The 25,008-nt window shown below is 46.3% G+C and carries 18 protein-coding genes and 1 pseudogene; 11 read left to right on the top strand and 8 right to left on the bottom strand.

The annotated features are described in order from the left end of the window. The first annotated feature begins 6 nt into the window (after positions 1-6). From FCL45_RS15595 to FCL45_RS15610, 4 genes are read left to right on the top strand one after another with little or no spacing between them, the layout of a single operon-like run. Positions 7-735: a prepilin-type N-terminal cleavage/methylation domain-containing protein gene (locus FCL45_RS15595; protein ID WP_136796608.1), complete on the top strand. Its 729-nt coding sequence runs from the start codon at positions 7-9 to the stop codon at positions 733-735. Positions 736-737: 2 nt separating this feature from the next. Further along, positions 738-1,208, top strand: coding sequence for a type IV pilus modification PilV family protein (locus FCL45_RS15600; protein ID WP_136796607.1), 471 nt, complete (start codon positions 738-740; stop codon positions 1,206-1,208). A gap of 4 nt (positions 1,209-1,212) precedes the next feature. Then, positions 1,213-1,878: a pilus assembly PilX family protein gene (locus FCL45_RS15605; RefSeq protein ID WP_167495717.1), complete on the top strand. Its 666-nt coding sequence runs from the start codon at positions 1,213-1,215 to the stop codon at positions 1,876-1,878. A 49-nt stretch (positions 1,879-1,927) separates the two neighbouring features. Then, positions 1,928-7,753, top strand: a complete 5,826-nt coding sequence (locus FCL45_RS15610) for a PilC/PilY family type IV pilus protein (RefSeq protein WP_136796605.1) — start codon at positions 1,928-1,930, stop codon at positions 7,751-7,753. Between the two features lie 399 nt (positions 7,754-8,152). On the opposite strand, the pseudogene FCL45_RS15615 reads toward FCL45_RS15610, so the two are convergent. The 3 genes and pseudogenes from FCL45_RS15615 to FCL45_RS15625 form a co-directional block, all read right to left on the bottom strand. Then, positions 8,153-8,362 (bottom strand): annotated as a pseudogene (locus FCL45_RS15615) (IS3 family transposase); the annotation flags it as partial. Between the two features lie 357 nt (positions 8,363-8,719). Further along, complete coding sequence (locus tag FCL45_RS15620) at positions 8,720-10,114, bottom strand: sigma-54-dependent transcriptional regulator (protein WP_217907585.1); 1,395 nt, start codon at positions 10,112-10,114, stop codon at positions 8,720-8,722. After that, positions 10,107-11,681 (bottom strand): sensor histidine kinase, encoded by a 1,575-nt coding sequence (locus FCL45_RS15625; RefSeq protein ID WP_136796604.1) that lies wholly within the window; start codon positions 11,679-11,681, stop codon positions 10,107-10,109. Before FCL45_RS15625 ends, FCL45_RS15620 begins: the two co-directional genes overlap by 8 nt. An 822-nt stretch (positions 11,682-12,503) precedes the next feature. Here FCL45_RS15625 and FCL45_RS15630 point away from each other — a divergent pair. The 5 genes from FCL45_RS15630 to FCL45_RS15650 are packed head-to-tail and all read left to right on the top strand — an operon-like array spanning position 12,504 to position 19,701. Further along, positions 12,504-17,444, top strand: a complete 4,941-nt coding sequence (locus tag FCL45_RS15630) for a pilus assembly protein (protein ID WP_136796603.1) — start codon at positions 12,504-12,506, stop codon at positions 17,442-17,444. Beyond that, complete coding sequence (locus FCL45_RS15635) at positions 17,429-17,938, top strand: prepilin-type N-terminal cleavage/methylation domain-containing protein (protein ID WP_136796602.1); 510 nt, start codon at positions 17,429-17,431, stop codon at positions 17,936-17,938. Before FCL45_RS15630 ends, FCL45_RS15635 begins: the two co-directional genes overlap by 16 nt. Further along, positions 17,916-18,308 (top strand): type IV pilus modification PilV family protein, encoded by a 393-nt coding sequence (locus FCL45_RS15640; protein WP_167495716.1) that lies wholly within the window; start codon positions 17,916-17,918, stop codon positions 18,306-18,308. The genes FCL45_RS15635 and FCL45_RS15640 overlap by 23 nt, the downstream gene beginning before the upstream one ends. Next, on the top strand, positions 18,305-19,249 hold the full coding sequence (locus FCL45_RS15645; RefSeq protein ID WP_136796600.1) for a prepilin-type N-terminal cleavage/methylation domain-containing protein: 945 nt from the start codon (positions 18,305-18,307) through the stop codon (positions 19,247-19,249). The genes FCL45_RS15640 and FCL45_RS15645 overlap by 4 nt, the downstream gene beginning before the upstream one ends. A gap of 8 nt (positions 19,250-19,257) precedes the next feature. Further along, positions 19,258-19,701, top strand: coding sequence for a hypothetical protein (locus FCL45_RS15650; RefSeq protein ID WP_136796599.1), 444 nt, complete (start codon positions 19,258-19,260; stop codon positions 19,699-19,701). A 547-nt stretch (positions 19,702-20,248) separates the two neighbouring features. Here the strand turns inward: FCL45_RS15650 and tnpC are convergent. The 5 genes from tnpC to FCL45_RS15675 all read right to left on the bottom strand — a co-directional run bounded on the left by tnpC (position 20,249) and on the right by FCL45_RS15675 (position 23,693). Continuing rightward, a complete protein-coding gene (tnpC, locus tag FCL45_RS15655) occupies positions 20,249-21,793 on the bottom strand; it encodes an IS66 family transposase (protein WP_420811237.1) in 1,545 nt (514 codons plus the stop codon). A gap of 62 nt (positions 21,794-21,855) precedes the next feature. Further along, complete coding sequence (gene tnpB, locus FCL45_RS15660) at positions 21,856-22,203, bottom strand: IS66 family insertion sequence element accessory protein TnpB (RefSeq protein WP_136800062.1); 348 nt, start codon at positions 22,201-22,203, stop codon at positions 21,856-21,858. Next, positions 22,200-22,538: an IS66 family insertion sequence element accessory protein TnpA gene (gene tnpA / locus FCL45_RS15665; protein ID WP_136800063.1), complete on the bottom strand. Its 339-nt coding sequence runs from the start codon at positions 22,536-22,538 to the stop codon at positions 22,200-22,202. The genes tnpB and tnpA overlap by 4 nt, the downstream gene beginning before the upstream one ends. Before the next feature lie 68 nt (positions 22,539-22,606). Beyond that, entirely contained in the window at positions 22,607-23,434 is an 828-nt protein-coding gene (locus tag FCL45_RS15670) for an IS3 family transposase (protein ID WP_167495936.1), read from the bottom strand. Between the two features lie 40 nt (positions 23,435-23,474). Then, positions 23,475-23,693, bottom strand: coding sequence for a transposase (locus FCL45_RS15675; RefSeq protein WP_136799959.1), 219 nt, complete (start codon positions 23,691-23,693; stop codon positions 23,475-23,477). Positions 23,694-24,267: 574 nt separating this feature from the next. Here FCL45_RS15675 and FCL45_RS25010 point away from each other — a divergent pair. Both FCL45_RS25010 and FCL45_RS15685 read left to right on the top strand, forming a co-directional pair. Beyond that, positions 24,268-24,498 carry a type IV pilin protein gene (locus tag FCL45_RS25010; protein ID WP_275942934.1) on the top strand — a complete coding sequence of 77 codons (231 nt, stop codon included), beginning with the start codon at positions 24,268-24,270 and terminating at the stop codon, positions 24,496-24,498. A 42-nt stretch (positions 24,499-24,540) separates the two neighbouring features. Further along, on the top strand, positions 24,541-24,963 hold the full coding sequence (locus FCL45_RS15685) for a hypothetical protein (protein ID WP_136799958.1): 423 nt from the start codon (positions 24,541-24,543) through the stop codon (positions 24,961-24,963). Positions 24,964-25,008 lie beyond the last annotated feature (45 nt).

A 25,008-nucleotide genomic window follows, 5' to 3' on the forward strand; every position in this document is an offset into this window, starting at 1 on the left:
GGTAAAATGAGTACTCTAAAATCAATCAATAGATATCAGTCAACTGCACAGGATGGTTTCACTCTGGTCGAGCTGTTGATAGCTATGGTCGTATCTTCATTTGTGATCGCTGCAATCTATTCAGCCTACCAGGTTCAACAGCGCCAATATACCAATCAGACTCAGGTTGTTGAGATGCAGCAAAATCTCCGCGCCGCCATGCTCTTCATGGCTTCCGAAATCCGAATGGCAGGTTACGACCCACAGGGAACTGCCGGCGCAGGTTTTATCGAAGCAAGAACCAACAGAGTTCAGTTCACCAAAGACACAGTGAACAATTCCGGCACAACTATGAGAGGCGATGGTGCACTCACTGGAACAATGGAAAACGTCTATTTCGGCTTCATACCTGCAGATGATACAGATAGTAACGGTATCATAGCGGATGGTGGTGCAGCGAAACTGGTTCTGAGTCAGGATAACGGTACCAACTATGAGGCAATTGCCGATAACATCTCAGCTATCGAGTTCAGCTATACCATGGTCGATGGTACGATCTCCACGACCCCAACAGATTTGTCAAAAATTGCCTCAGTTACTGTTTCTATTCTCGCCCGCGCCAAAAATCCCGATCTTAAGTTCACTAACAACATCAGCTACACCACGGGCAGCGGAAATTCATGGGGCCCGTACAATGATAACTTTCGCCGCCGTCTCTTAATTTCCAATATCACATGTAGAAATATGGGATTGTAACAATGCTTTTTTTTCTCTCTGACACCAAGTCAACAATGGATCAGGAGGGTTTTACACTCATCGAAACCCTGGTTGCAATGGCTGTGCTGGTCGTTGGCATATTTTCGCTCTATTCACTGCAAACAACCTCCGTGATTTACAATGCCAAAGCCAGCGGCATAACCACCTCATCCAACTGGGCTTCGGACCGCATTGAGCAACTCATAGCTCTGGATTATGAGCATAACGATCTGCTTGACGGCAACAACAACGGAGTGGGCGGTTTGAATGACCGGGGGACCGCAGCAGATGGGACTGCAGCTTCACCAGATGGTTATTACACCATCTCCTGGAACGTTGCCGATTATCTCACCCCAAACCCAAATGATTCTTCAGCTTCAACTCTCAAAACTATTAGGGTCATTGTCGAGCGAAACGAGTTTGGCAATAACCAGTCTGTTGTTTTCAACTACTACAAGCAGAAGATCTTCTGATTCCATGAAAATTTCTATCTATTCCAAACAACTTCTCAATCGTTCATCAGACGGCTACATCCTCATTGCAGCGCTCATGATCTTACTGGTGCTGACTCTCATCGGCATTGCCGGCAACCGCAATACCACCACGGAATTGCAGGTAGCTGCCAATGATAAGGTCCATAGACAGACCTTTTATACCGCTGATGGCGGCACAGAATACGCCTCTGAACTTCTGGAACAAAATATCGGTTGTATCGGTTTTACCAGCAATGGCACTTCAACCAATTGGCTCGATGATTCCAGTGGGCCTCTCGTCGTTGATAACTATATAGCTGTTGAAAACAGTTCGTTAAACTTCTGGCAAAACTCTATCGGCACCTGGTCTGACACGGGCTCTGATTACCCGAGTGATGACGACAGGGACCTCTTCTTCCCGCCTGACTACTCCGAAGGAGAGCCACACACAAATATCACCATAGAGGGTCGTTCTGATCTCACCGCCGGCAGCTCCATTATTATGGCGGCCGGCTATCTCGGTCTGGGCCGCAGCATGAGCTCAGGCGGGGTCACCCTCGAGTACGAAATCTACGCAAAACATATAGGCCAAAACAACAGTGAGAGCCTTATCCGGGTCGAGTGGCGGCATGTTGTTGGCCGTGAAGATCCATTCTGCACATATGATTGATATTATTGCAAATTATTATATATAACGTTTTTATCTCGGAGGATTCAGTATGAATCACTTATTCAGGAGAAAAGCAGCAGCATGTCATCTTCTATTGCTTGCTTCTATCACCTTTACGCCTCTATCTCTGAACGCTTCGGTCTGTGGTGATGGTCTTGGAATGCCACCTTTTCTTTCTTCAGGAGCGAAGCCAAACCTGATGCTTGCCATTGACAACTCGGGAAGCATGCTGGATCTGGCCTATGTCAATAACGTTGGTGAATGCTATGACAATGGTTTCGATGCAACACAGACCTACACCGGCCTTTATGAACCGAACACATGGTATGAATATGTACCAGGCCAGCCTCATTGGGTAAGTGGTACTTCATACACGGAAAACGACATTGTTTATTCTGACGGCGCGTTTTTTATTGCTAATTTAGTACATAAAGACCCAGATACCGGCCTACCACTTCCCTCAACAGGCATTTCTATCAGTGAAGACGGTTCAGTGTACTGGCTGCCATTGCACTCAATAGCAGATTGGGAAAATGGCACATCATATGACAATGGCAGCTTCGTTCGCTACGAGGATCAACTCTATTACACCACCAATGGTGGCACAGCCAACGGCACAACGATTGCTGACGATACTGGCGTAACCTGGGAACCCAGAGATCACACCTGGTTGCCACAGACACCTTACCTGGCGAATGATATCGTTTCCTATAATGGCAAACTTTATCGCGCCACCAGTGGAGGAACTTCATCTGCTACTTCTCTCCATGACGACAGTGGCCTTACTTGGGACAGACTGAGCGAAGGACATTTTGAAGAGACAAATTTTGCCAGCATAAATGAGGCAACCACACATTTCAGTACATCTGCCGGGAATGCCTACAGCAATGCCCATCTACTTGTTCATATTACTGAAGTGGAGGATACCGAAACATCCACATTACATCAATCAGGGGTCACCGCTTTTACTGCCACCGGTAATTTTCTCAATTGGGCATCTTCCTCTAAATTTGATATCCAGAAAAAAATTCTTACTGGCGGCAAGTTCGATCAAGATGAAGAGTTTCTTGTTAGTGAAGGCCGGGGCTGCTCCTCAAGAGGTTTTCTGAAAGAAATACCAGTGACCGGCCCGGCAGGTACCAACTCTGTCATTACTTTTTCAATCTCTGGATTTAACGACGACAGCTGGATCGATACCACAGACGACACGACCAGAATTGCAATTCTGGGAATATCTGCAAAGGGGTTTATAGGTTCTGAACGGCAGCAGGCATGTAAGAACGCCGTGGATGAAATCAGTAAGGGAGCAGATGCCTCACAGGGCCAAACAAGTCAATATATTGACACATGTCTGGCTTATGATTCCCAAAACGGCATACTTGCTGCCTCAAATGCAGCATACAACCACTCGATCCACGCTTGCTGGTCCGCCGTAAAAAAAGGTTACACAGCTCCAAGTGACTTTGGCAACCTCAGCGAAATTTATAATGCCTGTGACGGCATTTATGCAAATGGTGTAACTCCACCAACAATCAGCCATTCAGACAGCGGCTATATGTGCTACGGCGTTTATAACGAATCGACAATTGATACCGCACGCAAAGGGTACGTCGGCCGCTGCTATGAACCGGAAATTGGTGAGGGTTGTTCAAAAAAAGCATGCACCTCAAGCGATGACAACGTTGATGGCAATCCTGCTATAAAATGCTTTGAAAACGTACTCTATGAATGTACAGGCAACTACCAGGCGAATAAAGACGCCTGCAACAAAGAATGGGCCGTCATCTGGGTCGACGATTCCGGGAATTCCTGTACACCAACCTCATCACAACCTGCTCAATGGACTGACGACTTTAACCCTAACTCTGCCGATGAGTGCGTTCAGGAAGCAATGTGGGATTACTGTCAATCCATTACTTTACCAGAGGTTATCGACCCGTCTGATGAAATATTCAACAGCGGAGAAACATGGGGATTACCTGGTTCACTGGTTGACTCTGGCGTTATAGCTATGTTCGGAACTGATAGCCCGCTCATCGTTATGAAGGGTTATCTCAAGACGACAGAAAAGCCAGAAGGGCTTTTGCATGAGGTCGCTGGAGATCTGCGTCTTGGCGCTATGGCCTTTGCTGATAATGGTGCCTTAACTGAATGTGAAATTGCCAATAATGCAATCTCCACAGACCCGAATAAACTCACCGACCCGATTATCAAATATTGTCCAGCGGAAAACAGAGACGGTGCAGAAATAATTGCCCGGATAAGCGACGGGGACACCATATCCATCTCGACAGGCAACAAACACGTTGAGGATCTATCCACTGCCATTAACAATATCAAAGCTACTGCCTGGACGCCATTGGCTGAAGGCATTTACAATGCTTTGGGATATTACGGTCAGAACGATTCCTTTCGCCTGGATGCCAGAGATTTTCTTCTTGAGACTGAAGATTCAGCCTGGGAAGATCCTGTGCAGTATTGGTGTCAGGAAAACTATGTCCTGTTTATAACCGAGGGCGCTTCAACAGCTGATATCCATAACGATGTTGCTGGCCTTGTAAATACAATGCCAGCAACCTTTGCCAATGCAGGTTACTCTGTAGCAAACGATGGCGAGTGCACAAGTGGGCAGCTCTATGGTTCGACCTATCTTGACGATGTCGTTTATTACGGCAAGAATGCGCCGGTCACCTCTCTCTACACCACCCCGGCCGAGAGCCCGGGGCAATTAGCCAGCGACGACGGCATACTGTATGACAAGCGTAATGTTACCTCATACTTCGTTGTGGCCGGTGTACCTCGTGATGATGATTCGAAAAATGATTGTAATCCTGCAGTGCTTATGCAGAAAGCTGCCGATAATGCAGGTACGACCCTGTACACCGGGGAAGACCCTGGAATGCTTGAGTCGAACTTAAGGACAGCGCTATCAGACATTCTCTTCCGCGCCTCGGCAGGTTCTGCCGCATCGGTTATCTCCAGTTCCCGAAGTGGTGAAGGTGGCGTTTACCAGGCTATCTTCTGGCCGAAAATTGATCGTGGCATCGGTAAAGAACCTCTTGTCTGGGTTGGCGATGTGCACGCATTCTTTATCGATTCCAAAGGTAATCTCTGGGACGACTACAGTGGCAACTCCACGACACAGGGAGAGTTGTGGACTGAGGATACCAATGGTAACGGAAAAATCGACACCGGTGAGGACAGCAACAACAATGGTGTCCTCGATGGTGACAGAAGGGTTGTGACATATTTTGATGAGACATCACACTCGACTAAAATATGTTTTAACCGGGATGTTATAGACACAGGTGTCTGCAGTCAATCCGACTATTTTCAGACCAATGACACTTCCATCGACCTCCGCGACTTTAAACATTATCTCTGGTCCGCCAAAGACCGCCTTGCCGCTATTCCAGACAGCAACATCCTCGAAAATCGTGAATTTCTGCCGGATGGCACCTGGGACTTCACCGGTGGATACCCATACCGTTATGTCTTCACCTGGAACGATATCAACAATGATGGCATCGTCGACAATTATGAAGTCCTATCGTTTGACAGAGATACCATCAAAAGAGCAGAATCAGATTGGCTTGAATGGTATACAACACATAAAGGTCGCGGATCACTGCAAAGCGACTTCGGTGTAACTTCTGTTGAAGAATTGCAGGATGTTGTCGCCTGGGTTCGTGGCTATGACGAGTATGTCGAACTTGCCGATGGTACCTACGAGACAAAATATCGCTGCCGCCAATATCCGGACTGTGATTACACCACGCTCAATCGCGAAACATGGCGTCTTGGTGATGTCATTCATTCAACCCCTACTCTGGTTGGAAGACCGTCGGAGGGATACCACTACATCTACAATGATCCGGATTATGCCGACTTTTATAAGAAGTACAATAATCGTCGCCATATGATCTATTTCGGCGCCAATGATGGTATGCTCCACGCGGTTAACGGCGGGTTCTACGATTCAGGTTTAAACAGGTTCCTGCCCTGTCGACCCGATAGCGATCAGCGAAATTCATCCGGAGAATGTATCGCCACAACAGCATACGGCTCCAACTCTACCACTGCGTACCCTGAATTAGGCGATGAGATGTGGGCCTATGTGCCGTACAACCTGCAACCTCACCTGCAATGCCTGACTTCTCCGGAATATGAACATAAGTATTACGTGGATGCGCCTCCAAGAATTTTCGATGTTCGCATATTCCCTGATGATGACATACATCCTAATGGCTGGGGTACCATTCTCGTTGGCCATATGCGTTTCGGGGGTGCACCTCAGATAGCTGATAACTCTACTGTCATCGATGAGAACCGTGAGTTCGTTTCTGCCTATTTTGTCCTGGATATCACAGACCCTGAACGTCAACCGACTCTTCTCGGTGAGATGACCATGACCACTGAAAAATTAGCAGATAGCACTGACAAATACGCGCAGTTAGGTTTTACAACCGCAATGCCCTCTATCGTGGTAATGCGTGACGACAGCGGCAATTCAGAGTGGTTCCTTGTTCTGGGTAATGGCCCGACAACAATCAAAGGGCAGAATGATCAGCAGGGTAAAATTGCCATCTATCCGCTCAACGCGCTCACAGGCGTTAACTGGAAGACAGGCAACGGCACTGTAGTCCCATCCAGCATAAAGCCTTTCAGGATTCCAAACGCTCTGCCCTCTTCTTCAGCCACTATTCCTTATGCCGGAAGATTTTTGATTGATGCAGACAGTAGCGGGGGGATCGAAAGTTTTGTAGGAGATATTGTCACAGTCGACTACGACCTGAGTTCGAACGGTTCTACCGGCAAAGGTATAGCCTACAAATCTGATGCGGCCTACTTCGGCACCACCGACGGATCTGACTTCACCGGTACCAAACCGACATGGAACGGCGGAGGCAGGCTCTTCAGGCTTGTTACCAAAAGCTTTGATACTGTAACTGGCAAACAGGCATACACCTACCCGGATCAGTGGGAAATTAAAAAACTTATAGATACTGAGGCTCCTATAACCGCTGCCCCAAATATCGGTTTTGACCCTGAAAACTTCTGGATCTACTTTGGTACCGGTCGGTTCTATTCCCCTGAAGACAAATCTGATGCGACGACCCAACGTTTTTTTGGCATACGGGAGCCAAGGGATCAAAACTGCGATATGACCTGGGGAGAGGTCAACTGGTTAAATAATGGCTCTGCGATTGCCCCTAATCCCGCCGCCATCCAGGGAGACCAGGGGCTTTACCGCTCTGACCTCATGAAAGTTCTCCTGAGTGGGACCGGAGGTTTTTATGGTAAGAGCAGCTTGATCTACTGTGAAAATGAAGACGGCACAACATGCATTCCGCCAGGGCTCAGCAAGACATACAGCCTTAACGGCAGTTCTAAAACATACTATTCCTATGGAGAAATGGAGCAATACATCAGAGGCGAGAGGTGTGGGGGCACTAATAACGATTCGATCGGTATCGACGGTTGGTATCGCGAGTTGACAGAGCCACGCGAGCGTTCACTGGGTATGCCTACCCTTCTCGGTGGTCTTACTACTTTTACAACCTATCAGCCCTTTGCAGATATTTGCCAGGCTGAAGGTGTAAGTTCCCTGTATGGTGTCTATTATCTCACCGGTACAGCATGGTATGAAAATGTCTTTGGTACCGATAGCGATCAAGAGAGCAACGATGTCGTTCGCGATAAACTCGACCTCGGTCGTGGTCAGGCCATGACCCCCAGTTTGCATGTCGGCTCAGGTGGTGATGACGCCAACGCCTATATTCAGACCAGTACAGGTGAAATTATTCAGGTCGGACAACAGAACCTGCCATTGAATAATTTCAAGAGTGGCCGATCAACATGGACTGACCAGTAAAAGAGCAATCTCATACATCTCCAAACCCCAATGTGCTTGGTGCACATTGGGGTTTTTTTCTTTTTTCAAAAAAAACCTTTCACCATCTTACAACGCTCAGCCTGGTTATTAAGCTATTTAACAGCCCGGGCCTGCAATTGACAATTTCCGTCATCTTATTCATGCTGAATTTCTGCCCAGCCCTCTATTCACTCATACACTCACAATACCTAATCCATTACAATCACCAACTCAAATAACCCTTTTACAGGTCAGGCACATTCATTGCTGGCTCAATATATCAGCTTTCCAACTTCTGCTTGAGGGAGCTTACCATGATCCGGCAACTCACTTATCACACATTCCCAGTACGACCAGATCCCTCAAACTGATGTCGTGAAATAAAATCGGACACATTTCTTAAGCTGTTTTCTTTAACTCCAGCTCTTTCTCGAAATCATTTGGCCTAAGATAGGCCCAAATAAAAGTGGCATCTTTTGCTGTTATAAAACATCTCGATATAATCAATCACGTCCTGCTTGACCTCCTCTCTGAACTTATAGGACGATCCAATACTCGCTCAGTTATCAGACTCGCAAAGAAACTCTCTGCAACTGAATTATCCCAACAAAAATCAATAACAACAGCAAGACACTTCATTTGGATCCGACTCGAATGATCAAGACGAACAAGGGGGCAGGGATAAGCTTGATCTGGATAAAATACAGGTGCAATTATCAAGGTGGGACAGGATGAACCTGCCCCTAAAGAACTTCAAGAGGGGCAGGACAAACTGGAAAATGCATTAAATCATTCTTAAACTTTCAGCAACCCGTCACTATTCATTATCAGCGCGGGTTGCTGAACTGAATTTTCCGCATACTCTGTTGAACCTGGTGACCCCCTGCTTTTCTACGTTCGTATTTAGTTATTGTAACGAGTTTTGCTCTTTAAATTTTGCCTCTTGATAATCGTGAAAGATTCGGGCTAAAATCCATACTCCTTGATCTTACTTAACAAAGAGGGGTAACTCATTTCCAGCAACTCTGCGGCCTTTCGCTTATTTCCTCCTGTTTTTTCGAGTACCCTTCGAATATAAATCATTTCAACTTCCTTTTTGGCACTCTTTAGAGAAAAGCTCTCACCATGAGCTGTTGGCACTGGTACCTCCTGGTTTCCCGGCCGTAAAGCATCTGGCAATTCCGCTTCAGTAATTGAATTCGTTTCTGCAAGTATTACGGCTCGCTCTATCACATTTTCCAGCTCCCTGACGTTGCCAGGCCAATCATGATGTAAGAGTAATGAGCCTGCTCCGGCAGACACTCCCTCTATTTCGCGACCGATATAATTACTCTTCTTGCGGATAAGATGGTCGCAGAGCTTATGAATATCGCCCTTCCTCTCCCGTAGTGGAGGAAGCTCCAGTCGTATAACATTCAGCCTATAGTAGAGATCTTCTCTAAACCTGTTATCAGCAATCTCCTTTTCAAGATTTCTGGAAGTTGCGGCGATGATTCGGACATCTACAGACAAGGGATGATTTGCCCCGATCGGTCTGATTTCACCTTCTTGCAAAACACGCAAAAGTTTCACCTGCATTGCGTATGGGAGTTCTGCAATTTCATCAAGAAATAAAGAACTGCCGTCAGCTTCAAGAATGAGACCGTTCTTCTTGCTCTCTGCACCGGTAAAGGCACCTTTTTCATAACCGAACAACTCTGCCTCAAGAAGATTCTCAGGAATGCTTCCGCAGTTAATGGCAAAAAATTCATTACGGCTGCGATTTGAATACTTATGAATCCCCCTGGCGAGCAATTCCTTACCTGTGCCTGATTCTCCCGTAATAAGAACGGTAGCATCATGCCCAGCAACTTTCTTTGCCAGATTGAATAGCTCTCGCATAACCTCTGAATCCCCAACCATACCGAAAAACCCATCCTCAGCCCTTATCGATGTCAACTCCTCCCGCAGTTGCAGATTTTCCCTTTTAAGCTGCTCCCGCTCTTCCGCTTTTTTGAGCGTTAGCAAAACTTCATCAACCTTGAAAGGCTTGGAGATGTAATCGTAGGCACCCTTTTTCATAGCTTCAAGAGCGAGTTCTACCGTACCGTAGGCCGACATCATGATCACGGTTGTGTCTTTCAGGAATTTGCGACCTTGCTGTAAAAATTCCATACCCGACAGCACCGGCATACGAATATCACAAAGGGCAAAGTCAAAATGCTCCTGCTGAACTTTTTCCAGTGCTTCTCGTCCATCCTGAGCCTGAAAGATCTGGTAGCCACTTCTCGAGAGCAGGGACTGCAGCATATGCCGCATGTTCTCTTCATCATCAATTATCAAAAGTTTATATCCCATGCCGCTCCCGTTCGTATTAGACATCCCGTGTTACCATTGTAATATCATCTTCAGGAACATATGCCGGCTCATATGCAGGAAAGGTTATCACAAATTCTGCACCAGCTCCTTTTTGACTGGCAACCCTTATAGTTCCGCCAAATGAACGGATTATTCTGTTTGCAACCGCCATCCCCAGTCCGGTTCCCTGGCCAGGCTCTTTCGTGGTAAAGAACGGTTCGAATATTAGTTCAAGGTTTTCTTCATCGATACCGATGCCACTATCCCTGATGGTAAGAAGTATATCTTTCCGGGTATCTTTCTCCCTAAAAACCGGGTGAATTGTCACTTCAATTATTCTATGCTCTTCATTTTTCTCCGCAATCGCATCAATACTGTTGAGGAGAAAGTTCAACAACAGCTGCTGGATTTTATCCCTGTCTGCCCATATGGTGCATTTTTCTCCTGGAAATTCTGTTTTTACTGAAATGCAGTTCCTGGTGATAGGAAGTTGGAGCAGATCTAGAGATTTCTTTATGGACTCAGCTAAATCGACAGGCTCCTGATTACTGGCACTACTACGTGCCATCTCCAGTAACTGCTTTAAAAGAGTATCAATGCGGAGCAGCTCATCAAGCCCTCTCTTTATGAATTGCCTTCTTTCACCATCGCTCACATCATCTCTTTCAATCAGTTCAAGATACCCCTGAACAATTGCCACGGGGTTGCCAATCTCGTGGGCGAGACCGGCAGACAGTCGCCCCAGTGAAGCAAGTTTTTCAGCATGAACAATTTCGTCCCGGGCGTCCCTGAGCCTGGCATTTGCTTCTTTGAGAGACCCAACTGACTCACGCAACTGATCACGGTCTTTTTCGATTTTCCTCACCATATTCTGCATTGCTCTGGACAACTGACCAAACTCATTCGGAGAGTACTCCGAAAATAAACCAATCCCCTCCGACAGGTGATAGTTGTCTGCCTGCAGCATGAGCTTATCCACGGGGTCGAGAAGTACCTTTCTCATGCGGAAAAACACCAAAGTCGCTAGAATTATCGCATTGAGCAATATGTAGACACAGATCATCGCCTGCTTTGATATCATGGCGTCTACTATCGACCTAGTACTGAGTAATATGCCGATACCCCCTTGTACTCTATCCTGGCTCTGAAATGGCACCGCTACAGCGATAAACATCGGCTGAATCACAAATACCGAACTCGTTTTCTCAATTCTTTCTACTACTGTTTTTTCATTCTTCACAGCCAACTGAACTGCTGACTGCAACGACTCATCGTACATAGTAGACTGTAAATTGCCCGTTTGTGACATTTCCTCCCTAAGCACCTCAACGACAATCTGCTTTACCGATACATCCAAAAAATTCCTAACTACTCTACTCAGCTTAATATCGTAATCGTTCGGCAGAACATTCCCGGCATGTACTTCGAGCCTAGATGCCTGTTCTAGAATTTTGACGGTTGTCTCTATTTTCTGCTGAACCTGACTTTTATACCACAATGCTGAGACAACGATATTTGTCAGGAGCATGGCAATCAGAAGCGCAGTGAAGACTGATACCGCAATATGGCTTTTAAGATTTCTGGGATACATGGTTGTATTTTACACTTTTAAAGGCTTATGAAGTCTTGTCCTGCAAATTCGAAAAGAATCACTTTTTTATTATTCATTTCGGCCTACCATACCCTGACCGTACCATAAAGCAACATACAGGCCGATAACCTCACCAAAGTTTTACCTGAGCTCTCTAAAATTTTCTCTCTCAACAGCCCTCAATATGAAGCTGGACAGAGTAGTGCCTGTAATATGTGGGAGCCGGATCATTTTGGCAATATACACCACGCCCCCCTTGATCACCTTCATCATTCTCCCGTTATTCCCCCCGCCATTTTTAGACATTAAATTTCTTATTCCCCCTAATCTCCGGCTTGAAAAGGTGAGGCGACAGGCGTGAAGTGTTAGACGTGAACGATTGACACGTGACCAATCCCCGCATTAATTCCGCGATCAGCTTTTAGAGAAGTGCTTTTTTAGCTTTGAGTTCTTACCCCTTATCACCTTTCTCCTTACGCCTCTCTCCTTGAAGCTGAGCTTTAGTGATAGCCAGTCTAAATAAAAAATGTCATTACCATGCACGGCCCTCTTCCTCCTTAAATAATAGCCCAGAGGCTATTTAAGAATAAACAGTACACCAGGACATACCCTATCATTTCAGCACCCTCACGCCAGCACTGCTGACAACGTCACAGCCCATTGATATTATGTTGTTTTTTCTTTACCATCACACACAATTGGAGTACATTCCTTGTGTATTCAACATGTTCTGTAATATTGTAAGATTATCATATTATATTTTCAGACATGTAGAATCACGCGAGGCAGCAGTTATATTATTAACGAAGACCAAAGTGCGATATGATCACTATTATCTCTACCCTGACAATCACCAAAAAACTGCATAAATTCGTCCTGCTAACCCTGCTTCTCCCTGTCAATGTTTACGCTGCCCAATGCAGTGATTACTTCGCAATTCCTCCTTTTCTTATCTCTTCAGTCAAGCCCAATGTCGTATTCATGTTGGATAGTTCTGGCAGCATGAAAGAACCCCAATATCCTGGTGGCTATAGCAAAGACTGCACAGGCAATTGCATTGGCGACGACTTTGACCCTGCTAAAGAATACTTCGGCCTTTTCAGAAATGACCAAACTTACAGCTACGATTCAACAATACCCGTAGACACGACTGAACTTACCGGGGCTACAGCCAACTACGATGTCATTGTCGATACCTCGAGCACAGGTGCCTTTTATCAAGAAAACTGCGCCATCACACAGGGTGTTGAATGCTGGTCCGGCAACTTCCTAAACTGGTTGACCACAAGAAAAATTGACGTCGCACGTAAAGTCCTGACTGGTGGCAAAGTTGAAAACAGGGCAGGTTTTGATTATATGGGAACCATTCCCTCCTCGTTCGACAGTACCACCTTCAAAATCGTCGGACACAATGAACCGTCCGACCATAGTATTTTCAAATATTCAGCCAGCTCTGAGAATTACTCCCCTTACCCGAACTCCACCATTTTTCAAACCATGAGTCCGGCACATGCCGGTGAGCTGAAAGCAAGCTACGACCCCTATGCCAAACTCGTTGCTGGCAGCAGGCTGATCCTCAACTCCGCCGGGGAGGTAATCGGTGAATATGGGCTCATCGAGGATCTCCATGACGTGCCTGTCACCGTCAATTTCCAGACCAATTACCCAAGCCCGCCAGTCATTATAGCCAAAACCCCAAGCGACAACGGCAGCGATCCATCAATCGTGCAAGTTATCCTTAACAATCCCGCCCAGCCTGATTCCAGCGAGAACACCTCATCCTTTAAGATACGTATCCAGGAATGGGGGCAAGGGCAACATATCATCGGGGAGAAAGTAGCCTACCTTGCAATACGTAAGGGAACACATCTTCTGTTAGGAGACAATGGCCCCCTCCGACTCGTAGCCGGTTCTCAACAGATCAACCACATTGACAGCTGGCAGAAGATCGAGACAAGCGGCTTCACCAACCAACCTGTTGTGTTCACCTCCATAGTCACGGCAGAAACAAGCAATCCTGTTACCACACGGGTACAGAACGTTTTGCCCGAAGGATTCGAAACGCTCCTTCAAACCAATGCACTCAACCAGAAGCACAACCAGGCTGAGATTGTTCATTTTCTTGCTATTGAGGATGGCACCTTCCACGCAGGTGATTCCACATTCATGATCAGCTCTATTGGCAATATAAGTGGAACAAATCAAAATCTCTGGCTCGGCAGCCAGAGCCCGGAGCTGTTTATCGCGGATATGCAGACGTCCAACGACAACACCACCGCAAGCCTGCGCTATCAGCTAAATCCTGACGATTCAATCGATCTACACGTCGAGAATGCAGACGGCTCAATCACTCATAGTTCTGAAACTTCAGGATTTATCGCAATCGATCAAGCACATCAGGAGTATAATATTGCAGTCATCGTTGACGAAGAGCCTCAGGGGGTAATCCAGAAACTCGCCGACAACAGTAGTGATGAAGCTAAAATCAGGGCAGGATTGAGCTTCTTTCGCTACCACAAAGACGAAAACATTTATGAAGGGGAATGGGCACACGGCGGCACACTGAATCTGGCAATCCCTAAAAATCCTTTTGTTAAACACACCAATGACACGGGCGGTTTCAGATACATCAACACCCCTGTAACTGCACCGGCTGAGGATCTTGTCGATGCCATCGAGCATTATCCGCTGGTATGGGGCACAACTCCTCTTGCAGAAAACCTCTTTTCCTTGGGGCAGTACTTTGCGCAAGAGCAGAGTCCCTACTACATTGATAAACCCGCCATTGCCAATGACATCATCTACGAGGCAATTGATAGTTGGGACCCATACGCCTATGAACAGGGTGACGGTAGCTACAATATAGTCCGATGCGCAAAATCCTACGTAATAATACTCACCGACGGCCATCCCTCAAAAGATGACTATATCCCACCAATGTTCCTAGACTCTTTCGGCAATACTCAGCCCATAATAGACAGCGACGGGGACAATAACATTGGAGACGGCAGCGATGCAGCTGATGAATCCAACATTTACCAGGATAACCTTGACGATATCGCCTATTTTCTGCGCTGGGACGATTCCTCAGGCCAGAAGGAAAACCGCGACCTACGGTTTGATGCCGACCTTGATGGAGATCAGTATATCACCACGTATTCTGTAACTTTCGGCAGCAACACGCCTCCCCAGATTCTGCAGGACGCTGCCGCTAACGGCGGCGGCCAGTCATACTCCGCAAGTAGCGGCGATGAGCTCGCCAATGTTCTGACCAAAGCCGTCAGCGATATCCTGGCACGCACTTCAGCCGGTACCGCAGTCTCGGTGCTGAGCGAGCGTGCCGCATCCGGGGCTTTGATATCACAGGCGCTATTCTTTCCGGAAAAACAGTTTGCAGACAACTCCAGTCTGCACAATGTCCAATGGCTCAGTAATCTTAGCGGCTACTGGCATTACCGTTCTGATAGTGTTTCCAGCATACGTGAAAATACAACTGATACTATTCATCTCGACCCCATAACCAATGACACGTATTTCGCGCTGGATATCATCGATGACATGGCAATCGAGTTCGTTCTTTCTAATGACGGAACACTTGTAATAGAGCGTTACAACCCAATTTCCACCATGGGCAACGACTATGGAGACAAAGACCCGAACTCAGCTCCCGGCAACACCCCGGGTCCATACGATGTGCTTACTGCGGTAGATCAGGTTCAACGCATTTTCGACACCGGTGAAATCCTCAGCCTTGAAACCATCGAACCTGACTTGAGCGATATTCTGGGTGGAGGACGACTGATATTCGGTGTTGACCGAAATGGTACACAGACCGAATTTCTTCAGAGCAACAGAGCTGACTTTGCGGAAATGTTCAAACTCGGTACTGAAAGCACCCCGTCATGCCTTGGCGATCCGTTAGCACCTGAGACAGTTGACAACCTTATATCATACATACGAGGTGCCAGTGACAATTTCACCGTAAATGGTGCTGCCACGCAATGCCGTTCCAGACGTTTTCGAGGTGACTCATCACTTACGGCAACCAGTGACGAAATATGGAAGCTCGGGGACATCATTAATTCCACTCCGAGAATCGTCGATTACCCGGATTACTCGGTGCTCTACACAGGTGCCAATGATGGCATGCTCCATGCCTTTAAAATTGGAAAACTGCGTAAAGATATGGTCCAGGCTAATCAGGCCATTGCCCTCTGTAATAACAACGATGATGGCTTCGGATGTCTGAATGACGAAATTGGTGAAGAATTATGGAGCTTCATTCCCCAGAATGTCATGCCCTATCTTCAGTTTCTTGCAGATCCTGATTACGAACATATTTATACCGTTGATCAATCTCCATATGTGATCACCACTGCCGATAAGAAAATACTCATCGGCGGGATGCGATTCGGCGGTGCTGTCGGCTGCACTGATGGCACAGGCTGGTGCGGAGACACCACCGGTACCATAGGTAACGACAACGATAGTAATCCGTATCAGGCTATTCCGCCCGAAGCTACCATAATTGAAATGCAGGATCCTAATGGTCAGTTCATCACAGTTCCAGCTGGCGGGACAAATATCTATTCTCCTGCTTTACCTGGCAATCTTGGCCTTTCTTCATATTTCGCCATCGATATCACGGATGCCAATGATCCGAAGTTCCTCTGGGAGTTCACAGACCCGAAACTTGGATACAGCTACTCAGGCCCAGCGTATATAAAAAGAGGTTCCAAACACTACGTACTTTTTCTCTCCGGTCCCCTCAATTCCAATGGCCGCGCCACTGACGGTCAGGAACTTTCTGTTTTTATTCTTCAATTAAAAGATGACTTCAGCTTTGATCAACTCCATACCATAACCGCTACGGATAACCCAAACTTTCAACACCTGAACAAAGCTTTCGGCGGACGCCTGTTCACTAACGGAGTGGATTATAACGGTGACGACAATACCGACGCGGTCTTTTTCGGTGTAAACTGGATCACGTCCGGAGATTGGAAAGGAAACGTCTTCCTGGTCGCACCTGATGATGGCGACCCCTCCCAGTGGGATATCCAGCAGGTACTCAACCAGGCAATCGCCCCCATTACCGCCGCCATCGGCTACGGCTACTGTAACAAGAAAAACTATATATACTTCGGAACCGGCCGCTGGTTCTACAGGGACGACATGGCTGGTGGTCAAAACGATACCAACAGCCTTCTGGGTGTACAGATCGACAACTGCCTGCAGGATTATATAGACGGTGTCAATAATCCCAACTGCTCATTCAACAATTCACATAGCACCCAAAGCGGCTCAGATGTCTGCGGTGATAGACTCTCCGGTGCGCTGACCTGGAATTACAATGAACTTGATACTGCAGATGGCATCTACAACAGGGAGCGTACCATTACCGACCCTACTATTATTGATGATTTCGTCATATTCACCACAATGAAACCCTACGCCAACTCCTGCTATTTCGGCGGTGTCACACGCCTTTATGGCTTCAACTGTGAAACGGGGCACGACATGTGGCACGATTGCACCTCCACACCAGTGAGCCCGCCAGCTGCATCAGCCCTGCTGCAGCCAAGTGGCGGCAACATTATAAATATTGAACTCACTGAAGAAAATTTCATCGATGGTGACGATGACCCGGATACCCTCAAGGTTAGAACAGACACCCACGAAGGAACACCTCCGGAAGATGCTACCGAAACAAACAAGGATTCCGGGTATAAAGGAGAACTATTGCTATGGATAGAACGTTAAAAAAAAAGGTAGCGATACGTGGCAATAAGGGTTTCACCCTGATCGAATTACTGACCGTCATTGCTATGATCGGCATAATTGCCGCCATCGCCATACACAAGTTCAACCGTATATCCGAAGCCGCCTCAATCTCTGAGGATATGCATAAAATCTCAGTCTATTTCAAGGAAAAACGGTTAAAAGCTTTTACCGAAAAGACTGAACTACAGATCAGTATCAACAGCGCCGGTGATGAACTGAAATCAGAGCTCATTGACTCAGCCGGAAATGTCACAGCCCTGGATGGAAAACTATTCCTCGGCAACCCGATCCGACCAGCCAACGAAGTGTACAAAATAAATACCAGAGGGCTGGTTTACGATGCCGAAAATATTTATCTCGCCACCAGCACCACAATCACTCTTGAAACATGTCTGGCCATAAACGATACCCGCATAGTTATCGGCAAGGCCGGAAAAGATGGAGGTGGAAATGATATCTGCAACCCGCTCTGAAAACGGCTTCACCTTACTTGAATCCGTAATAGCCTTATTTTTACTTACCATAATGATGCTCTGGACCATGCAATGCATGATCACCGCATATTCCGTTTCGAGCAGAAACCAACTGCGGGACGAAGCGGTTCGGATCGTCAACGAGCGATTGGCCGATGCCCGTAACATCCCATTCAGCAATACTGCGCTGCAGGAAACAGAAGTAACCGTCAACAGGCAAATACGTAACTACAGCCACGCCTACGCTGTGAAGGAAGTATACCAGACCATTGTCAATGGTACCGCAAGCTCCTTGACAGTAAAAGCCACCTGGACCCATAAAGGCACACAGTACAGTCATAGCGCAACTACCATTATAGGCGATATATGAAAATCAACCACAGGGCTTTCACCATTGTCGAGCTGCTCATTTCCATGCTGGTTATGAGCTTAGTGATGGCAATCACCTATCCACCCTTTATCAAACTGCTTACGTCAACGAAAGTCGAAGCTTCCACGGCCGAAAGCCATATGGACAAAATTACCTCGCTGGAGTTGATGCGACTCGACCTTGAACACGCCTTTTTCGGGATAGGCACAAATGAAACCAATACTCCCCTTATCTGGGACAATACCAATAAAGTACTCACCATTCATTCAACCCTGAACAATTCAAACTCCGAGACTCTAGGCTGGCTTATTTTCGATTGCGATGCAAACACGACTCAACTGAGCAGTGTGGTTGTCGAAGATCAGCGCTCAAGTTCCAACACCTGCATGATGATTCTTGACGATGAGAGAAAATATGAAAAACTGACCCGGCTGTCAGCATCCTGTTCCGGAGCAGGTGATCCCGGATGTTGCCCGGGGAAGGGGATATACATGGGAATGCAGGTCAAAAACAGTACCGATTTAACATGCAGTTCTCTCAGGTCTACTGCTATCAGTTATAAAATGAGTACTTCTTCAACACCAGACTATTGCGCAAATCACACCAGCAGCATGCTTCGTGCAGTCAACAGCGGCAGCGGCGACCCGCTCTTAAACTGTGTGGCCGATTTCACTGTACGATTCGATCTGGATACTAACGGTAATGGCCAGATTGATCAGGCTTTCACGGATACTGCTCCGACCAGCACATCGGATATTCTCGATCGTGTGAAAAATATCCATGTATACATGCTGGCCCAGATCGGTAAAAAAGATAAAAACCTCCATTCCCAAAATGATTATTCCGACGGGCTGGTAACCCTTTCGGCCGGAAGCATTACAGATTACGAGCAGTATAGATGGAAGCTTATCCGTATCAGCGGCAAACCAATGAACTGGTAGGAGACACTATGCATTGTATAAAAGATGATCGCGGATTTGCGCTGATCTCAATATTACTGATCGGATTTATCTCCATGGTGCTTATTTCAACACTGTTCTACACTTTAGTTGGTCATACTAAAATGTCCGGCAAAGACAAACGTTACCTGGCAGAGCTGGAGGTCGCAAAAGGCGCCAGTCATTATATCATGGCCGAAATGAGAAACGATAACCTCACCTGCAACAACTCCGATTGCAGCTCTGGTAATAATCAAATCGATATCGATAATAACGTCTGTACTGCCTTGGCAAAGCAAAATTGTGACGGCATAACCGCTACCCTTCTCTCCCGCACTGAGTTCCGTGAAGACCCAAACGCGGATCTGGAATTTGTATATTCTGCAAGGGTTACCTCGACCTCAGCCCCCAACCCGGAAAAGGCGGAAGTGGAATTTATCTATCGTGTCTGGTAGGCGGTTTGGATTACCAATCGTAGCGCGCTTTCGTCCCACCCAAGCCATTCCACTGTTCTTCTCTAGTTAACGAACGTATTAGATCGTAAATGACCTCGTCTATGATATATTTTGTCACAGCACTTTTTATACCCACCAGCTCAATCCCAAGACATCTGCCCTTACACTTCTACGCATCCTTTCGAAACCTTTAAGCTTATAGCATATATCTCTTTTCCGACATGGCAAATGCTGTAACAGCTGTAACCGGGAATTCTCATCAACACAGACTACGCCTTCCCTACAACGATTCTATGGTTACAAATGACGCAACCCGTGAGAAGAAAAAGTTCCCCTCTCTCCTAATCCGAAACATATGGGGAGTACTATTGTGCTGAGAATATTAAACGCTGGTATTGGATTCATTGCATTTATAATGACCAGACCACAGTTTTTATACCAGCTTGAAAGTTAGTGAATTGCTCAATTCTATGCGGCCATTCTCTCTTTTTCTCTGCATTGCTCTATATGTAAGCGGTAATTAAACCCCACTCACATTTCCAGCTATTCATAGATCGTCAGCTTTTAAATTCATCGGCAAAAGTTTCAACAGCTCTGAACGAGATTCTGCAAACGGTAATTTTTCAAATAGATATCGAAGGTAGTTATACGGTTCCAAATTATTGGCCTTGGCTGTTTCAACCAGGCTATAGATCACGGCGCTCGCCTTAGCACCTTCCTGTGTTCCTGCAAACAGCCAGTTTTTTCTGCCAACGACAAATGGGCGTATTGCGTTCTCAGCGGCATTATTGTCCGGCGTCATTTCAGGAATATCGAGGTAGACCAATAAGCGTTTCCACTGGTTGAGGGTATAATTCACCGCAGATCCAAGCAAACTCTTCGGTGTCACTTGGCTAGACTTTTTGCTCAGCCAAAGGAAGAAATCTTCCAGAATCGGCCGAGCCTTTTTTCGACGCAAGGCAAGCAGGTCTTCATCTGCAAGACCTTGTTTAGCTGCCTCTTTTTCAATTGCATAAATTTGTCGAATATAGTTCAGCGCTACATCGGTGCTGCCCGCCTTTTTGGTTTTGCCACGACCTTTTTGTGCATCAACAAATTTACGGCGAACATGAGCCCAACAGCCAGCGTGGGCAATATTCGGTTGCGTATCAAGAAAGTCGTACCCAGCGTAACCATCTGATTGCACGGCTCCACGATATCCCGCAAGCAGCTCCCTTGCAATTTTGGCTGAACGACTTGGAGCATAATGATAGATCAGGCCGGGATGATGTGGATCACCACCGCGACATATCCACATATACGATTTAGTTGTTGGTGACCGCCCCGGTTCAGCCAGAACCTGAACCGAGGTTTCATCGATATTGATTAACGGACCGGAATGAATCTCTCGCCACAGCAGTTCAAGAAGTGGTGTGCAGGCACCGGCAGCTTTCATTGCCCAATTAGCCATGGTTGCCCTGGGTATTTCAGCTCCCAGCCGGGAAAATTGTCTTTCCTGCCGGTAAAATGGCAGTGCATCACAGAATTTTGCAGTAAGTATATGGGCGAGTAAGCCCGCGGTAGCAATTCCCTTGCTGATAATCTGCTTTGGCGGTGGTGCAATTTTCACCACTGGCCCTTCAGACTCCAATCCTTCACAGGCTTTACAAGCATATTTAGGGCGAATATGACGCACAACCCGTATAATAGCTGGGACGATATCCAACTTTTCGGAAATATCCTCACCTATACGATCCAGCTCCGCCCCACAATTGCAGACTTTATCATCTTCGGGAATGTCATGTACGATTTCGACCCTGGGCAGGTTAGCCGGTAACGGCTTGCGGCCTCGTTTCGCTCGAGTATGTTCAGGGACTTCAACAACCTCGGCAACTGGCTCAACCTCAGGTTCAGGCATGTCAAAGAGAGGCAGTTGCATCACGCCTGCTTCGGCTCCTCCTTTTTCACTTTTTTTGCCAAACAGTTTGGCATAGAGTAGACGAACCTGCTCTCGTAAAAGCTCGGTTTCCCGCTCGTAACGACGTTGGGTTTCAACGAGAAGTCGTTTGAGTTCTGCCGGGTCATCAGGAAGGTTTGCTGTATCGAAATTCATGTGTGCAATATACCACATAAACATTGCCATAACAGCTAGTTCAAGCAATATTTCCATAAATATTATGATACTGAATTGTAGCTAAGTTGCATGTGAGCCTGTTGCACATCAAGCCCATGTAAAAGCCACTGCAAAGCAGTTTCATGGACTTCAATTACCTCTTCTTCTGATTCCGGCCAACGAAAGACATCTGCCTCAAGTCGTTTTTGCCAGATGCAAAAACCATTTTGATACCAGTAAAGGATCTTGACCATATCCCTTTTCCTATTACAGAAAGCGAACAGACTGCCCGAGAAAAGATCGAGGTCAAACTGATCTTCAACAAGAAGAGACAAACCGTTTATTGACTTGCGCATATCGGTAACCCCGAGAGCAATGTAGACTCGGACATTTGCTGGAGTGGGAATCATGTTAGCTGCTCCAGGGTCTTCACAGCTTTTTTCAATTGTTCGGCGCAGAAGTCACTCTGAATTTCGAGCTTAAATCGATTGACATGTACTGCGATGCTAGCAGGAGAAGCCGTAACAGGATTATCTGGAAGTGTTGCTGGTACAGTAAGTGGGTAAAACGCAACCTGCCTATCATTCAGGTTTTTTAGTTTGCGCTTCCAGTAGCCAAATGTCGCCAGAGCAATGCCGTGCGATTGACAATAGGTTTTCTGACTCAGATTACTTGATTGCCAAGCAGTGATATGTTTTTGCCAGTATTCCTGCTTCTGCTGTAGTTTCGAGATTGTGCCGTTCACGATGTATACCTCCTTGGTTATGGTGAGGCATACTGGAACATGAATTTATAGGACTGAAAAGATGGGGTTTATTGGTCGCTTACCTCTATATATCTCGCTGGTGGCACACCAGCGAGGGCCCCATGGGGCCGTTCTGTATTGTACTCGTTAAACCAGGCTTTAATAACGCGTGTAGCCTCCTGCACTGAATAAAAATACCATCTGTCCAGACAACCATCTCGAAAGACACCATTAAAGCTTTCATTGTGTCTATTTTGCCAAGGACATCCTGGGTCGATGTACTTAGTCCTGACTCCTGTCTCTTTCAGCCATTGCTGGATTTCTTTAGCGATGAATTCTGGACCATTGTCGCTTTTCACACAGGTCGGGATACCCCACTGCGCAAAGAGCGCTTGCAACACCCTTTTCACTTGCCTGGATGTGATTGATCGGCCTACATGAAATGCCAGGCCATACCTTGTGTATTCATCTATTACAGTGAGGCATTTGAAATGCCTTCCACAGGCCGTCTGATCAGACACCAGGTCATAACTCCAAACATGATTTGGATATTCTGCCTTGCTCAGCTGAGTCGTGCTTTTACCAAGTAAACGCTTTTTCTTCTTCTTTATGATTACCTGTAGGCCTTCCTGTTTGCGAATCAAACGAACTTTCTCTCGGCCCACCTGCCAGCCGTTGTCCTTGAGAATGTCGTATATTTTGCGATAACCGAAACGAGGGTATTTAGTGGAGAGCTTGTGGATCTCTGCTCTCAGGTCCCGCTCACGATTCTTATTTGGCGTAAATCTTTTGCTGCTTCTATTCAAGCCAAGAACTCGGCATGCCCTTCTTTCGCTGATTCTATGTGTTTCTTGAAGGTAATCTGATACATTCCGTTTACTGGCAAGGCTTACCACTTTTTTGATACGACATCCTTCAGCATTCGATTGTCGAGCGTTAGTTCAGCCACCAGCTTTTTAGCTCTGAGTTCTCTTTTTCAAGGCCTTTGAGTCTTTTGGCATCGGACACCTCCATTCCGCCAAATTTCTTGCGCGAGCGGTAATATGTCTGCTCGGTGATATTGTGCAGTCTGCATACCTCCCGAATATTTCCAACTGCGTCTCCCTCTTTGAGTATCCGAATAATCTGTTCTTCGGAAAATCTTTTTCTCTTCATCTGCTTCCTCCAGTTGATTTGATCGAAAGTCTAACATATCAACTGGTACAAAAGCTAAGGGGCTGGCCAATAACAATACCGCACCAACAGCATACACCTTCTTTGCGTCAGGCGCCAGCATGACTCTCTTAATGGAACTTTCATAAAATGCACCTTCAATGCAAGTTTTATTGATGTTCAGCAAACTGAATATTTTAATAGCCTCCCGTCTATTTATAATAAATGCTAAGCTAAATTACTTATAACTTCTGCATAGGAAGGCAGTCTAAAATAAGCGATTTTTTCACTACGTATACTAACAAATAAACCTAACACACTAACAACCCCCTCCTTGACAATTTAAGGTATTTGGGCAAAATTTATGACATTTTTTGTCACTCCAATCCATTATTCTCACTTGAAATGCTTTTATTTATGAGGTAGATACACGATAAACAGGGTATTTATAGACATATTAAATATTTCTTACTTCACAGGCATACAACCTGCATTCATGTGAGAGTTAATTGAAGCGCGTTATATACGCAAACCCCAATCACATAACAACCCCAAAACAAGGAGAGAGGTAAACGTTATGATGAGACTTATCGGAAAACAGCTCAAGAGAGCAAAAGGCGAGAAAGGTTTTACCCTTATCGAGCTCATGATCGTTGTTGCTATTATTGGTATCCTTGCAGCAATTGCTATTCCTCAGTTCACCAAATATCGCGTTAGAGCAATGAATAAAGCCGCACTCGCTGATACTCGTAACCTCGCTACCGAGTTACATGCTTATGCAGCCGATACTCAGCAATTTCCAAACTAATTAATTTTCTACCAACTTTTAAACATTATTTAGGACTATATCATGAAAAGACAATTAGTAGCTTTAGCTGGTGCAATATTACTGGTTTCGGTTCCTGTTCTCGCTTCCGCCGGTGTATATGATAATGGTACAGCAGGTACAGCTATTTCTTTTACACCTACAACACTCACCACTAATCCTTTTACTTTCCAGCCATCACCTAACGTCCTTACTTTAGGAGATTCTGATGCAGCAAACTTTGTTATCGCCGCTTACAATGCCAGTACACTCAAGGCTGATGGTGGTGAAGCATACGGGATGGCTTCTGACGTGTCTGGGACTTATACCCAGGACATCTCCGCTTCTACCGCAACTGCGCCAAGCTTAGGTACTGGAACAGATTCCGCAGCTTTTGGAACAGGTTGGGTTACACCTACCGGCAGCGATGTAGCGGGTGATACTTCCACCCCCAGTGCCACAAACTGATCATTAAGCCACATCACGCCAATTGCATTTAAGCAGTTTTTCCAT

The sequence above is a fragment of the Desulfosediminicola ganghwensis genome (assembly GCF_005116675.2).
Taxonomy (GTDB): Bacteria; Desulfobacterota; Desulfobulbia; order Desulfobulbales; family Desulfocapsaceae; genus Desulfopila; species Desulfopila ganghwensis.